The following is a 13,499-nucleotide window of genomic DNA, read 5'->3' as shown; positions in this document are numbered from 1 at the left end:
CTGGCGGGCGTCGCCGCCACCGCGTTCGTCCTGGCGTTGCGGCCGGTCGACCCGAACGACGCCGCGACGCGGACGTTCGACGTCCCGCCCGGGACGCCCGCCGCGGAGGTCGCGGCGTCGCTGGAGTCGGCCGGGTTGATCCGCGACGCGACCGCCTTCACCCTCTGGATGCGCGCGCGCGGGCTCGACACCCGCGTCGGGGCGGGCCTGTACGACGTGGCGCCGGCCATGGACGGCCCCACCCTCGCCGCACGACTCGCGGCGGGAGGGCGGCCGCGGACCGTGACGTGGGTCGTGCCGGAGGGCTGGCGCCTGAGCGACGTCGCGGCCAGCCTCGCGGCGCTCGACGTCGCGAGCGAGGCCGACGCCCTCCGCCACCTCACGAACCCCGGCGACCGGGCGCCCGCCGCCGTCCCTGAGGGCGCGACGCTGGAGGGGTACCTGTTCCCCGCGACGTACGACCTGCGCGCCGACGCGAGCGTCGAGAACGCGGTGCGGCGCGCCACCGACGCGATGGAGGCGCGGCTGGAGGACGGCTGGGCGGTCGCCGCGGAACTGCAGGGCCTGACGGTGCACGCGCTGCTGACGCTGGCCAGCCTCGTGCAGGCCGAAGCGGCGCACGAGGGGGAGATGGACGTCATCGCCGGCGTGTTCCGCAACCGCCTCGATCGCGGCATGCGGCTGCAGTCCGACCCGACCGTCGCGTACGGACTGGGCAAGGACCTGCCCGACCTCTCGGCGGTGGACGGCGACCTGGAGCGCGACCACCCGTGGAACACGTACACCCGCGCGGGCCTTCCAGCCGGCCCGATCGGGAACCCCGGCGCCGCGGCGATCCGCGCGGTCCTCGCACCCGAGCGGACGCGCGCGGACGGCGCCCCGTGGCTGTACTTCCTGCACGGCCAGGACGACGGGACGCCGGTCTTCCGCCCCAACGTCACGTACGCCGCGCACGTCCGCGACGTCGAGCGCTACCTGCGCTGACCCGCCGACCACGTCACGGGCGTGCGTGCGGTTCGCGTTGTCGTTTCGCGAAGGGAATCGTCGCGGCGCCCCCCGCGTTCGGCACGGTGTCGTGCGGGTTGGCGCTCGTCACGGTGCCGATCGGCGCGGCAGGCGTACCGCGCGGCGTGCGCGCCGGGCAAGGCCTGCCGTCGTTCCACCCGCCGCTCAGCCGTCGCCCGCGAGGCGGCGCAGGCCCTCCAGCGTCAACCACGGCTCGACGGCGTCGAGGCGCGCCGACGCCCCCGCGACGACGCCCGCCAACCCACCGGTGGCCAGAACCGTGACGCGCGCCTCGGACCCCACCTCGGCGCGGGCCTCGGCCACGAAGCGGTCCACCATGCCGTCCACCATGGCCGCGTGCCCCAGCACCAGTCCCGACCGCACCGCCTCGCCCGTGGTGCGCCCCACCGCTCGGTCCGGCGCGCTGAGCTCGACGGCGCCGAGCTTCGCCGCCCGCGTCGCGAGCGCTTCGGCCGCGACCTCCAGGCCCGGCGCGATCGCGACCCCCCGGAGCCGGTCGGGCGCGAGCACGAGATCGAACGTCGTCGCGGTCCCCAGGTCCACCACCACCCAGGCGTCCCCCGGGTACGCCGTCGCGGCGACCGCGTTCACGATCCGGTCCGCCCCGACCTCCTCGGGGCGGTCGGTCTCGACCCGCAGGTGCGACGCGGCGCACGCGGCGGTCACGACGTCGGTCGGGACCCCCGCGCGCTCCCCCACCGCCTCGCGCCAGGCGCGCTCGGCCGCCGGGACGACCGACGCCAGGATGGCGCGGTCGGGCGGCGGCGCGTCGTCCAGGGCCCGCAACGACCGCAGCAGGACCGCGATCTCGTCCGCGCTGCGCCGCGCGTCGGTCGCGACGCGCCAGCGGTGCCGCAGGGTCGCGCCGTCGAACAGCCCCACGGTGGTGCGGGTGTTGCCGACGTCGACCGCGAGAAGCATGCCGCGAGGCTACCGCGCCGCGCGGTAGAGTCGCGCGCATGAGCATCCGGTCCGACCGTTGGATTCGCGAACGCGCGCGCGAGGGCATGATCGAACCGTTCGTCGAGCACCTCGAGCGCGAGGGCGTCATCAGTTACGGCCTCTCGAGCTTCGGCTACGACCTGCGCGCCGCCGCCGAGTGGCGGGTCTTCGTCAACGCCTTCAACACCGTCGTCGATCCGAAGGCGTTCGACGAAGCCAGCTTCGTCGAGCTCGAGGACGACGTCTGCATCATCCCCCCGAACTCGTTCGCGCTGACGCGGTCGGTGGAGTACCTGCGCATTCCCGACGACGTCCTCGTCGTCGCGCTCGGCAAGAGCTCGTACGCGCGGACCGGCATCGTCGCGAACGTCACGCCCCTCGAGCCGGGCTGGGAGGGGCACGTCACGCTGGAGTTGTCCAACACGACGCCCCTCCCCGCGAAGGTGTACGCCCACGAGGGGATCGTGCAGTTGTTGTTCTTCCAGGGCGAACGGCCCGAAACCACCTACGCCGACCGCAAGGGCAAGTACATGGGGCAACGGGGCGTGACGCTGCCGAAGGTGTAGCGTCGCGGCGTGCGCGACGCCGCCTACGCCGCCCTCGACGGTCCCCTGCACGCGCTGGTGCGGCGCGACGCGCCGCCGGGCGCGCTCGCGCCGTTGACGGTCCGCGACGCGGAGGGGGGCCGGTCGCTCCCGACGTTCACGACGGCCGACCGCGCCGACGCGCACCGCGCGGCGCTCCCGGCGGACGTCCGCGCGGCCGCCCGCACGTACGCGGTGCGCGCGGACGACCCGCGCGCGAAGGAGGAGCTCCTGCGCGCCGCTCGGGCGCTCGGCGCGACCCGCCTCGAGGTCGATCCCGACCCGGCGCTGCGCCCCGCGGCCACCCTCCCCCTCGACCTGGCGCTCGGGCACGTCGTCGCCTCGAAGAACGCTAGCGCCTGCCTCTGACGCGCCTGCCCCGCACCGCACGCACCGCGCCGCACCGCACCCGACGCCCCGACGACACGGACGTACCGTTCGGGGAGGTCCGGCCCGATACGCCATGATGTGGACTTGACGCGGAACCGGCATGGTAGGCGGTCGGGGGAAGTACCCATACCGATGCGGCCGCTCGCCGAGTGGTCCGCCCCCAGAGGAGGAACCATGAAGCGCATCCTTGCCATGGCCGTCGCTCTCGTGTTCAGCGTCGCGACCGCCCAAACGATCGAATTCTGGTACGCGTTCAGCGACGCGCCCCGCTCCGGCTGGATCGAGGACCGCATCGACGAGTTCAACGCCCAACTCGAGGAGCAGGGCATGGACTACGAGGTCTCCGGCGAGCGCAAGGGCAGCTACCGCGAGACGCTCGAGGCCGCCGCGTTGGCCGCCCGCCAGGGCACCCCGCCGCACCTCGTGCAGCTGTTCGAGGTCGGCAGCCAGCTGGCGCTCGACTCCGGCATCTTCAAGCCGATCGGCGAGGTCGGCGGCATCGACGAGGACGCCTACATCGAGCCGGTCATCAACTACTACACGCTGGACGGGCAGGTGAACTCCATCCCGTTCAACAGCTCCAGCCCCATCATCTACGCCAACCAGGACCTCATGAGCGAGGCGGGCCTCGACCCCGAGGACGTCCCCGAGACGTTCGGTGAGGTGCTGTCGGCCTGCGAAGCGATCGACGGCGCCGGCCTCGACGCGAACTGCCTCACCTTCCCGCTGCACAGCTGGATGTTCGAGCAGTGGATGAGCGAGCAGGGCGCCCTGCTGGCGAACAACGGCAACGGCCGCGACGCCCGCGCCACCGAACTCCTGCTCGACAGCGAAGCGGCGCTGCGCATCGGCCAGTTCATGAGCGACCTCGCCGAGAACGGCTGGTACAGCTACACCGGGACGCTCGAGGACTGGGGCGGCTCCGAAGCGATCTTCGCGAACCAGGAGTCGGTGTTCTTCATCACCTCCACCGCCGACGCCGGCAACATCACGCGCGCCGCGGCGGACAACGGCTTCGCCGTCAAGACCGGCCTGCTGCCGATCCCCGACGGCGTGGACCGCAACGGCGTCGTCATCGGCGGCGCCAGCGTGTGGCTGACCGACGGCCACCCGACCGAAGAACTCGAGGTCGCCCGCGACTTCGTCCTCTACATGACGAACCCCGAGAACATGGTCTCGTGGCACAAGCTGACCGGCTACTACCCGGTCGTCAACGCCTCGGTCGACCAGCTCGAGCAGGAGGGCTGGTTCGAGGAGGAGCCGAACTTCGCGGTCGCCTTCGAGCAGCTGCTCGAGACGAACGCGAACCAGGCGAGCGCCGGCGCGGTGCTGGGGAGCTTCCTCGAGACCCGCACGATCATCGGTGAAGCGCTGCAGCGCATCTACAACGGTGCGGACGTCGAGACCGCCATGCAGGACGCCAACGAGGAGGCCAACGCCCGCCTCGCGGAGTACAACGCGAACTTCTGATTCGCAACCGGTCGTTCGACGTCGCACGCGACGTCGTGGTGGGGGGCGGACCGAACCCGGTCCGCCCCCACCCGTAGGGGGGTAGGCTCGCCGCCATGAAGGACAACGCCGTCTTCACCAGCCGGGTGCTGCCGTGGCTCTTGCTGCTGCCGTCGTTCGTCATCCTGCTGGTCTTCATCTACTACCCCGCGCTGCAGGCGTGGGTGCTGTCGACGTACCGCTCGAATCTTTTCCTGAACACCCGCCAGTTCGTCGGGCTCGACAACTTCCGGCTCATGTTCACCGGCCCGCTGGCCGACAAGTACATCCAGGTCGTGATCCAGACGTTCGTCTACGGCGCGTTGGTCGTCGGTCTGGGGCTGTCGATCGCCATGGTCGTCGCGACCCTCGCGAGCCAGAACGTCCGCGGGGCGCGCATCTACCGGCTGTTGTTGATCTGGCCGTTCGCGCTGTCGCCCGCCGTCGCGGGCACGATCTTCCTATTCATGTTCAACCCCGACATCGGCAGCGTCAACCAGGTCCTCGAGTCGCTCTTCGGCATCAAGCCGCGCTGGCTCGACACCCCCATCCTGGCGTTCTCCCTCGTCGTCCTCGCATCGGTCTGGAAGAACCTGGGCTACAACATGGTGTTCTATCTCGCCGCCCTGCAGAACGTCCCCAAGGAGTTGGGCGAAGCGGCCGCCATCGACGGCGCCGGCCCCATCCAACGGTTCTTCCGCATCACCGTCCCGATGCTCTCCCCCATGACGTTCTTCTTGTTGTTCACGAACCTGACGTTCGCCTTCTTCGAGTCGTACGGCCTCATCGACATCGTCACGAGCGGTGGGCCGGTCGGGCCGCCCCCGGCGGACGGGGCGGGACTCACGACCACGATGATCTACCAGGTGACGCTCGACGGCTTCGGGGGGTCGGGCAACACCGGCCTCGCCGCCGCGCTCGGCAACGTCATCCTCGTCTTCACGATCCTGATCACGCTGCTGCAGTTCCGCTACGGTTCCCGCCGCGTGCAGTACGGAGACAACTGATGCGTCGCCGCAACGCCTGGATCCTGCACGCGGTCCTGATCGCGGCGGTCACGATCATCGCCTTCCCCATCCTCTTCGCCGTCGTCAAGGCCACCCAAACGCGCGTCGACGTGCTCTCCCCCAGCCTGATCCCCGGCACGCAGTTCTTCGAGAACGTCCGCAACGTCTTCCTGAACGCGAACCTGCTCGTCTTCATGCGCAACAGCTTCATCGCCGCCATCGCCGTGACGGTCGGCAAGACCACCCTGTCGCTGATGGCGGGCATGGCGCTCGTGTACTTCCGCTTCCCCTTCAAGCGCGTCATCTTCGGCCTCATCCTGTTGACCCTGATGATCCCCATTCAGGTGTTGGTCGTGCCGTTGTTCGACATCGTCAGCCTGCAACCGCCCGAAAGCCTCGAGGCGTGGTGGCGGTGGTTGTCGCGACCCGACCGGATTCTGTTCCAACCCGCCGAGTACGGCTTCGGTTGGGCGAACACGTACGCGGCGTTGATCGTGCCGTTCCTGGCGTCGGCGACCGGGACGTTCCTGTTCCGCCAGCACTTCATGGCGATCCCCAGCAGCCTCGCCGACGCCGCCCGCATCGACGGCGCGACGCCGTGGCAGTTCCTGCGCCGCATCCTGGTGCCGATGTCGTGGAACACGATCGGTGCGCTCGCCGTCATCGAGTTCGTGTACGTCTGGAACCAGTACCTCTGGCCCAAGGTCATCATCCGCCGCGAGGAACTCCAAGTGGTCCAGGTCGGCCTCAACCTCATCATCGGGACCGGCGAGGGCGTCGAGTGGGGGTACGTGATGGCGGGCGCCACCCTCAGCCTCGTTCCCCCCCTCCTGGTGTTCATGCTGCTCCAGGAACAGTTCATGCGCGGCTTCGCGCTGTCCGATTCGAAGTGACCCGGGGGTGGGCCGTCGCCCACCCCCGACCGGGAACTGACGGAGCGCTGACACGGCGTGGCTAGCGTGGTGGCGTAGACACTCCTTGGAGGTGATCCCCCGATGAACCGCATGCTTCGCACCCTGACCGCCCTCCTGCTCGCCGCCGGCCTGGTCGGCGTCGCCACCGCGCAGTCCGACGTCGAGGATTTCCCGATCGAACTCACGATCGGCATGGTGCCCAGCGTCGAGTCGCAGACCCTCGTCGAGTCGCTCGAGCCGCTCGCGGAGTACCTCGAGAACGAACTCCTGATCCCGGTCGACACCTTCGTCAGCACGAACTACGTCGGTCTGGTCGAAGCGATCGGCAACCAGCGCATCGACGTCGGCCTCTTCGGACCGGCCTCCATGGTGCAGGCGATCGACCGCTACGACGCCAAGCCCATCGTCGCCACCGTCCGCTACGGCGCGTCGACCTACAAGTCGCAGTTCAACGTCAAGTGCGACGGGGACTTCCAGACGTTCGAGAGCCTCGAGGGCGCCCGCATGGCGTTCGTCGACCCCGGCTCCACGAGCGGCTACCAGTACCCGTACGCGCACCTGCTCAACAACTACGGCATCGACCCCGACGAGGACATGACCACCATCTTCGCCGGTGGGCACGACGCGTCGGTCCTCGCGGTCTACAACGGCGACGTCGACGTCGCCGCCAGCTTCGACGACGCCCGCAGCAACGTCGAGGGCGACTTCCCCGACGTCATGGACGAGGTGTGCGTCCTCGGCTACACCAACGACATCCCGAACGACGGCGCCGTCGTCCGCTCGGGCCTCAGCGACGAGGTCGCCAACATCATCCGTCAGGCGCTCGTGGAGCTCGGCGACACCGAGGAGGGCGTCGCGATCATCGACGAGCTCGTGAGCGGTGACGCGTTCGCCACCATCAACTCGAGCGCGTACGACCCCGTCCGCGAAGTCCAGAAGACCTTCCAGTAACCCCACGAAGCCGCGCGGGGGGTCGTCGGCGTCGCCGGCGACCCCCCGCGCCGTGCCAGGAGTCCCCGTGATCGAAGTCGACCACCTCGACGTCGTCTACCCCAACGGCTTCCAAGCGCTGCACGACGTGAACCTCCAGGTGGAGGACGGTGCGTTCGTCGTCATCGTCGGCCTGTCGGGCGCCGGGAAGTCGACGTTGATCCGCACGATCAACCACCTCGTGCCCCCCGCACGGGGCGACGTCCGCATCGACGGCCGCTCCATCACGACCGCCCGCGGCGCGGACCTGCGGGCGTTGCGCAGCGAGATCGGCATGATCTTCCAGACGTTCAACCTCGTCAAGCGCTCCACCGTCATGCGCAACGTCCTCGCCGGCCGCCTCGGGCACGTCCCCGCCTGGCGGGGCCTCCTCGGGGCGTTCGGGGCCGACGACCGCGAGGCGGCCGCCGACGCCCTCGTCCGCGTCGGCATCCCCGACAAGGCCTGGCAGCGCGCCGACGCGTTGTCCGGCGGGCAGCAGCAACGCGTCGGGATCGCTCGCGCGCTCGCGCAACGCCCCCGCGTGATGCTCGCCGACGAACCGGTCGCCAGCCTCGACCCGCCCACCAGCCACGCGGTGATGCAGGACCTCAAACGCATCGCGCGGGAGGACGGCATCACGACCCTCGTGAACCTCCACTTCATCGACATGGCGCGCCAGTACGCCGACCGCATCGTCGGCATGAACGACGGCCGCATCGTCTTCGACGGCCCCCCGGCGGAGGCGACCGACGCGGTGTTCGAACGCATCTACGGCCGCCCCATCGACGCCGACACCGACCTGCGCGGCGACGCCGACACCGTCGCCACACCGGCCGATGCAGGCTAGCGCCGCCCTCCCGGCGCGCAGCGCCGCGCAACGCCTCCGCACCACCACCACCCTCGGGCTGATCCTCGGGGCGATCGCGGTGTCCGCCTGGCAGACCGAGTTCTCCCTCGCCAGCCTGGTGCTCGGCACGGTCGATTTCGTCGAGTTCTTCGCGAAGCTCGTGCCCGACTGGAGCTACCTCCCCGAGATCTGGGGGCCGCTCCTCGAGACGGTCCAGATCGCCTACCTCGGGACGTTGTTCGGCGCGCTTCTCGCGTACCCGCTGTTGTTCCTCGCGTCGATCAACACCGCCCCGAACCGCGTCGTGTTGATGGTGACGCGGTCCCTCCTCACGGTGTTGCGGTCGATCCCCGACCTGCTCTTCGCGGCGCTCCTCGCCCCCGTCCTCAGCATCGGCCCGCTGCCCGGCGTCGTCGCGTTGACGCTGTTCACGATCGCGGTCCTCACGAAGCTCGGGTCGGAAAGCGTCGAGGCGGTCGACCCCGGCCCCCTCGAGGCGCTCCGCGCGGCCGGCGCGACCCGGAACCAGACGATCCAGTTCGCGGTCCTCCCGCAGGTCGGCGCGACGCTGACGAGTTTCCTGCTGTACGCCTTCGAGATCAACGTCCGCGCGTCGGTCGTGCTCGGGCTGGTCGGTGCGGGCGGGATCGGACAGGACCTGCTGGGTCGCCTCAACTTCTTCGCGTACGGCGACGTGAGCCTCATCGTGCTGGCGACGTTCGCGTTGGTCCTCGCGATCGACGGCGCGTCGATCTGGTTGCGCGCGAGGTTGATCTGATGGCGACGCCGACCGTCCCCCCCCAACCCGCCCCGCAACGCCGCAACGCCCGCCTCCGCCTCGCAGCGGCGGTCGGCGTGGCGGTCCTGGCGGTCGTGACCCTCGCGACCCTCGACCTGCCCAGCGTCGAGCGGGTCGCGACCGGCATCACGTCGAACGTCCCGCCGATCCTCCGCGGGTTGGTGACGCCCGAGTGGAGCCTCCTCCCCCGCGCGATCGCGGTGATGTTCGAGACGCTGTTCATGGCGATCCTCGGCACGATCGTCGGCGGCCTGTTCGCCTTCCCGATCTCGTTCCTTGCGAGCGGCAACCTGATGCCGTCGGCCGTCCTGGCCTACCCCGGGAAGGTGCTCCTCGTCGCGGTCCGGACCTTCCCGGAGATCCTGCTGGCCATCATCTTCGTCGCGGCCACCGGGCCCGGCCCGACCGCCGGGATCATGGCGATGGGCATTCACTCGATCGGCTTCCTCGGCAAGATCTTCGGGGACGTCGTCGAGGGCATCGACCCCGGCCCGAACGAAGCGATCCGCGCGGTCGGCGGGAACGGCCTGCACGTCTTCCTGTGGAGCGTCACGCCGCAGGTCCTGCCGGAGTTCGCGTCGAACCTGTTGTTCCGCTTCGAGATCAACCTGCGCGCCGCGACCGTCCTCGGCCTCGTCGGGGCGGGCGGGATCGGCCTGATCCTGCAGCAACGCCTGCAGTTCCGCTTGTGGGGCGAGGTGACCGTCATCCTGCTGGTCATCATCGTGTTCGTGATCGTCGTCGATGCGCTGAGCGCCCGCCTTCGGCGCGCCCTGGCCTGACGTCAGGCGTCCGGGGGGGCGTCGCCCCTCCGGACGACCCGCAGGGTCCACCGCGACCGCCACGCCACACCCGCCGTCAACGCGCGCGTCAGCGCCGCGCGGATCGCCGCGACGTCGCTCCCGTCCGCGCCGGCGTCGGCGAGGGCGGCGGGTAACGGCCGGTCCGCTTCGAACCAGCCGTCGACCGTCGCGGCGGCGAAGCGGCGCTCGACGGTGACGTCGAACGCCTCCCTCCGCTCGACGACCCCGCCGGCCGCCGTCCACGCCTCCACCGACGCGTCGAGGGCGTCCTCCCCGTCCGGCGCCGCGAGCGCCGCTTCGGCGGCGGCGAGCAGCGCCGCCCGGGGGGCGTCGAGGGCGTCCCCGACCGCGTCCGCGAGCCGCCCCCCGGCCCCGGGGGCGGGATCGAGGAGCACCGCCCGCCCCGCCGGCGCGAGGTGCGCGAGCCACGCTTCGGCGGCGGGCTCGACCGTCGCGCGCTGCCCGACGGCGAGAAGCCGGTCGAAGGTCGGGGGTGCGTCCCCTTCCGCGAGCGCAGCCCACCACGGCGCGCCGTCGGTCCCGTCGCCCTCGGGGCGGACGGCGACGACCGGGCGTTCGAGCTCGGGACGGCCGGCGACGCGCGCGCGGATCGCGTCCGCCGCCGCCTCGCCGTGCGGCAGCGACCACACGTGCCCCTCGGGCGTCCGCCGCATCGCCTCGAACGTCGTCCAGCCCGACCGGACCGCCAGGTCCAGCACGCGGTGGTGGCGGGCCAGCCCGGCGGCCTCCACCAGGCGCTCGCGGAGGGCCTCGACCAGGTCGCTGCGCCCCGACAGGGTGCGCTCCGCCCACGCGTCGCGTTCCGCGTCCCAGGGGCTGGTGGAGAGGATCTCCCCCTCCCCCGGATCGCCGCCCGTCATCGCCGCGAGCTGCGCGTCGCGCCGGCGGGCGACGTCGTCCGCGATCGTCGCCTCGTACCCCACGCCGGAGGGGTCGTAGAACAGGCGGCCCTGCAGGGCGGTGGGGAGGTACTGCTGCGCGACCCAATGATCGCGGTAGGCGTGCGGGTACAGGTACCCCCGACCGTGCCCGAACCCCGCCCCGTCGCGGTGGGCGTCCTTCAGGTGCGCCGGCACGTCGCCGCGCCCCTCCCGCTCGACGGCGGCGAGGGCATCGAAGAACGCCATGGCGCTGTTCGACTTCGGGGCGGTCGCCAGGTACAGCGTGGCCTGCGCCAGCGCGTAGCGCCCCTCCGGCATGCCGACCGCCTCGTACGTCTGCGCCGCCGCTTCGGTGTGCACGAGCGCCTGCGGGTCCGCCAGACCGACGTCCTCGCTGGCCAGGATGCGCAGGCGCCGCAGGATGAAGCGGGGGTCCTCCCCGGCGTGCACCATCTTCGCCAGCCAGTACAGCGCGGCGTCGGGGTCGCTGCCGCGGACGCTCTTGATGAAGGCGCTGATGACGTCGAAGTGCGCGTCCCCCTCCTTGTCGTACAGCACCGCCCGCCGTTGGATGGATTCCTCCGCGGCGGTGCGGTCCACGACGATGGCGCCCCGCGCGTCCGGTTCGGTCGTGACGACCGCCAGCTCGAGGGCGTTCAACAACGACCGCGCGTCGCCGTTGGCGACCGACACGAGGTGGTCGAGCGCGTCGTCCTCGAGGCGGACGTCGAGCGTGCCGAAACCCCGGACCTCGTCGGTCAGGGCGGCGCGGGCCACCGCCCGGAGGTCGTCCTCGGTCAGGGGCACGAGTTGGAACACGCGGCTGCGCGAGACCAGGGCGGCGTTCACCTCGAAGTACGGGTTCTCCGTCGTCGCCCCGATGAACGTCACGATCCCCGCCTCGACCGACGGCAGTAGGGCGTCCTGTTGCGCCTTGTTGAAGCGGTGCACCTCGTCGACGAACAGCAACGTCCGCCCGCCCCGCCGCTGGCGTTCGGCGGCGGCGGCCACCTGCTCGCGGAGGTCCTTGACGCCCGCCAGCACCGCGTTGAGGGCCACGAACTCCGCCTTCGTCGAGCCGGCGATGACGCGCGCGAGGGTCGTCTTGCCGGTCCCCGGGGGGCCGTGCAGCAGGAGGCTGGCGAGTCGGTCGGCGAGGATCGCGCGGCGCAGCAGCCGCCCGGGCCCCACGACGTGCCCCTGCCCGACGAACTCGTCGAGGGTGCGCGGCCGCATGCGGGCGGCGAGCGGCTCGTCGGCCGCCTGGAACAGGCTGGGGGCGTCCGCCATGCCGGCATGCTAGCAACGGCCCGCCGCCTCACCACCCGAACAGGTGCGCCTCCAGGAACGCCGTCACGCGCGCCTTCACGCCGGCCGCGATCGCGTCCGCGTCGGTGCCGTTCGCACCGGGCGCCGGCCCCGCGGTCGACCGCAGCGCGTGCGTCACGCCCGCGAGGACGACCACGTCGCGGTCGTGGGGAACCCCGGGCGGGCGGTCGGGCGCGCGTACGGCGTCCGGGGGGCTGGCCCACGCGGCGCGCAACGCCGCCGCGTTCGACGCCGCGACCACCTGGACGTCGCGCGCCCCGTACACCCCGAGCGCCGGTCCCGGCAGCGCCGCCAGCACGTCGGCGGGTTCGGCGAGGAGGGCGTCGCGGGCCGTCGGCGCGGTCGCGTCCCGCACGTCGGCGGCGACGATCCGGTCGCGGTCCGCTTCGCTGGTGGGGATCTCGGCGGCGGGGCGGGCCTGCAGCCGGCGGGTCGCCCACGCCCGTGCGAGCGCGGTCGCGCGGGCGGCGTCGCCCGCCTGGAACGCGGCGTGCAGCTGCCGGAGGTACGTCGCCTCCGCGTCGGCGGACGGGCCGTCCGCGGTCGGGCGCGCCGCCCGGGCCCGGTCGATGGCGACGGCGAGCCCGTCGGCGGCGGGCGCGGCCAGCAGGACGGTCGCGGCGGGAACGACGGGGTCGGCCACCGGCCCGGCGACGAGGTCGGGGCGGCGCGCCGGCGCGTGCGCGGCGAGGGTCGCGCGGGCCGCGACGATCCCCCCGAGCCCGTGCCCGACGACGGCGACGCGGTCCGCGGCGAGGTCGCTTCGTAGGGGGATCCAGGCGAGCGCCGCGAGCGCGTCGGCGGTGAGGCCGTCCAGGCCCGCGTCGGCGTACGTGCCGGCGCTGCCGCCGACGCCGCGGTCGTCGAACCGGAGGGTGGCGATGCCGGCGCGGGTCAGGGCGTCGGCCAGGGTGCGGACCGTCGGGTGGCCCGCGACGCGTCCGTCGCGGTCCTGCGCGCCGGACGTCGAGAGCAGCAGCGCGACCGGGTGGGGGCCCAGCCCGCGCGGCAGGGTGAGGGTCCCCGCGAGCGGGCCGGCGGGGCCGGCCACCGCGACCTCGGTTTCGGCGTAGGGGCGGGGCGTGAGGCCCGCCGCCGCACCGGGGAGGGTGGGACCGGACGCGTCTCCGGCGGCGCCGCGGTCCCCTGGGGCGGTCGCACCGGCGTCGGTGGGGACCCGCTCGAGTCGAAACGGGAGGCGGGCCGCCCCCTGCACGAGGTCGCCCTCGAGGACGTCCCCGGTCCGTCGACCGGTGAAGATCGGGGCGGCGGGTAGGTCCGGCGCGGTGAAGCGGATCGTGTCGGGGTCGAGGAGGACGACGTCGAGGGGGACGTCGCGCGCGCCCTGGAGCGGGACGTCCAGCGTCCCGCGCGGGCCGTCCGGACCGACGTCGAGGCGGACGACGAGCGCCAGCTCGCCCGGCCCGGGGTCGATCGCGCCGCGCCAGGTGCCCGCCCACGGGGACGGTTGCGCCGCGCCGGTGCACGCCAACGCG

General features: G+C 72.4%; 13 protein-coding genes. 10 read left to right on the top strand and 3 right to left on the bottom strand.

The window, feature by feature from the left end; translation table 11 throughout:
* Positions 1–984: endolytic transglycosylase MltG (mltG, locus tag RI554_07705; GenBank protein ID MDR9391898.1), on the top strand; the 984-nt coding region annotated here is incomplete at its 5' end.
* Positions 985–1,170: 186 nt separating this feature from the next.
* Here mltG and RI554_07700 read toward each other — a convergent pair.
* Positions 1,171–1,947, bottom strand: coding sequence for a type III pantothenate kinase (locus RI554_07700; protein ID MDR9391897.1), 777 nt, complete (start codon positions 1,945–1,947; stop codon positions 1,171–1,173).
* A 38-nt stretch (positions 1,948–1,985) separates the two neighbouring features.
* On the opposite strand from RI554_07700, the gene dcd reads away from it, so the two are divergent.
* From dcd to phnE (RI554_07655), 9 genes are all read left to right on the top strand, one after another.
* Positions 1,986–2,534: a dCTP deaminase gene (gene dcd, locus RI554_07695; protein MDR9391896.1), complete on the top strand. Its 549-nt coding sequence runs from the start codon at positions 1,986–1,988 to the stop codon at positions 2,532–2,534.
* Positions 2,535–2,543: 9 nt separating this feature from the next.
* Positions 2,544–2,921 carry a hypothetical protein gene (locus RI554_07690; protein ID MDR9391895.1) on the top strand — a complete coding sequence of 126 codons (378 nt, stop codon included), beginning with the start codon at positions 2,544–2,546 and terminating at the stop codon, positions 2,919–2,921.
* 195 nt (positions 2,922–3,116) lie between these two features.
* Positions 3,117–4,412 (top strand): ABC transporter substrate-binding protein, encoded by a 1,296-nt coding sequence (locus RI554_07685; protein ID MDR9391894.1) that lies wholly within the window; start codon positions 3,117–3,119, stop codon positions 4,410–4,412.
* A 95-nt stretch (positions 4,413–4,507) separates the two neighbouring features.
* Entirely contained in the window at positions 4,508–5,437 is a 930-nt protein-coding gene (locus tag RI554_07680; GenBank protein ID MDR9391893.1) for a sugar ABC transporter permease, read from the top strand.
* On the top strand, positions 5,437–6,330 hold the full coding sequence (locus RI554_07675; protein MDR9391892.1) for a carbohydrate ABC transporter permease: 894 nt from the start codon (positions 5,437–5,439) through the stop codon (positions 6,328–6,330). Before RI554_07680 ends, RI554_07675 begins: the two co-directional genes overlap by 1 nt.
* 102 nt (positions 6,331–6,432) lie before the next feature.
* Complete coding sequence (locus RI554_07670; protein MDR9391891.1) at positions 6,433–7,302, top strand: phosphate/phosphite/phosphonate ABC transporter substrate-binding protein; 870 nt, start codon at positions 6,433–6,435, stop codon at positions 7,300–7,302.
* Positions 7,303–7,369: 67 nt separating this feature from the next.
* On the top strand, positions 7,370–8,170 hold the full coding sequence (phnC, locus tag RI554_07665) for a phosphonate ABC transporter ATP-binding protein (protein ID MDR9391890.1): 801 nt from the start codon (positions 7,370–7,372) through the stop codon (positions 8,168–8,170).
* A complete protein-coding gene (gene phnE, locus RI554_07660; GenBank protein ID MDR9391889.1) occupies positions 8,160–8,948 on the top strand; it encodes a phosphonate ABC transporter, permease protein PhnE in 789 nt (262 codons plus the stop codon). Before phnC ends, phnE (RI554_07660) begins: the two co-directional genes overlap by 11 nt.
* Positions 8,948–9,751, top strand: a complete 804-nt coding sequence (gene phnE, locus RI554_07655) for a phosphonate ABC transporter, permease protein PhnE (GenBank protein MDR9391888.1) — start codon at positions 8,948–8,950, stop codon at positions 9,749–9,751. The genes phnE (RI554_07660) and phnE (RI554_07655) overlap by 1 nt, the downstream gene beginning before the upstream one ends.
* Positions 9,752–9,753: 2 nt before the next feature.
* On the opposite strand, the gene RI554_07650 is transcribed toward phnE (RI554_07655), so the two are convergent.
* Together RI554_07650 and RI554_07645 are read right to left on the bottom strand one after the other, a co-directional pair.
* Entirely contained in the window at positions 9,754–11,964 is a 2,211-nt protein-coding gene (locus RI554_07650; protein ID MDR9391887.1) for an AAA family ATPase, read from the bottom strand.
* Between the two features lie 28 nt (positions 11,965–11,992).
* Positions 11,993–13,499, bottom strand: a 1,507-nt coding sequence (locus RI554_07645; GenBank protein ID MDR9391886.1) for an alpha/beta hydrolase, incomplete at its 5' end; no start/stop codon positions are given.

The organism is Trueperaceae bacterium, from assembly GCA_031581195.1.
Taxonomy (GTDB): domain Bacteria; phylum Deinococcota; class Deinococci; order Deinococcales; family Trueperaceae; genus SLSQ01.
This window is presented reverse-complemented; position numbering and strand designations above follow the sequence as displayed.

Excerpts from the sequence above, each read along its gene's own strand:
- RI554_07700 (MDR9391897.1), bottom strand. The coding sequence starts at position 1,947 with ATGCTTCTCGCGGTCGACGTCGGCAACACCCGCACCACCGTGGGGCTG.
- dcd (MDR9391896.1), top strand. The coding sequence starts at position 1,986 with ATGAGCATCCGGTCCGACCGTTGGATTCGCGAACGCGCGCGCGAGGGC.
- RI554_07685 (MDR9391894.1), top strand. The coding sequence starts at position 3,117 with ATGAAGCGCATCCTTGCCATGGCCGTCGCTCTCGTGTTCAGCGTCGCG.
- RI554_07680 (MDR9391893.1), top strand. The coding sequence starts at position 4,508 with ATGAAGGACAACGCCGTCTTCACCAGCCGGGTGCTGCCGTGGCTCTTG.
- RI554_07675 (MDR9391892.1), top strand. The coding sequence starts at position 5,437 with ATGCGTCGCCGCAACGCCTGGATCCTGCACGCGGTCCTGATCGCGGCG.
- RI554_07670 (MDR9391891.1), top strand. The coding sequence starts at position 6,433 with ATGAACCGCATGCTTCGCACCCTGACCGCCCTCCTGCTCGCCGCCGGC.
- phnE (MDR9391889.1), top strand. The coding sequence starts at position 8,160 with ATGCAGGCTAGCGCCGCCCTCCCGGCGCGCAGCGCCGCGCAACGCCTC.
- phnE (MDR9391888.1), top strand. The coding sequence starts at position 8,948 with ATGGCGACGCCGACCGTCCCCCCCCAACCCGCCCCGCAACGCCGCAAC.
- RI554_07650 (MDR9391887.1), bottom strand. The coding sequence starts at position 11,964 with ATGGCGGACGCCCCCAGCCTGTTCCAGGCGGCCGACGAGCCGCTCGCC.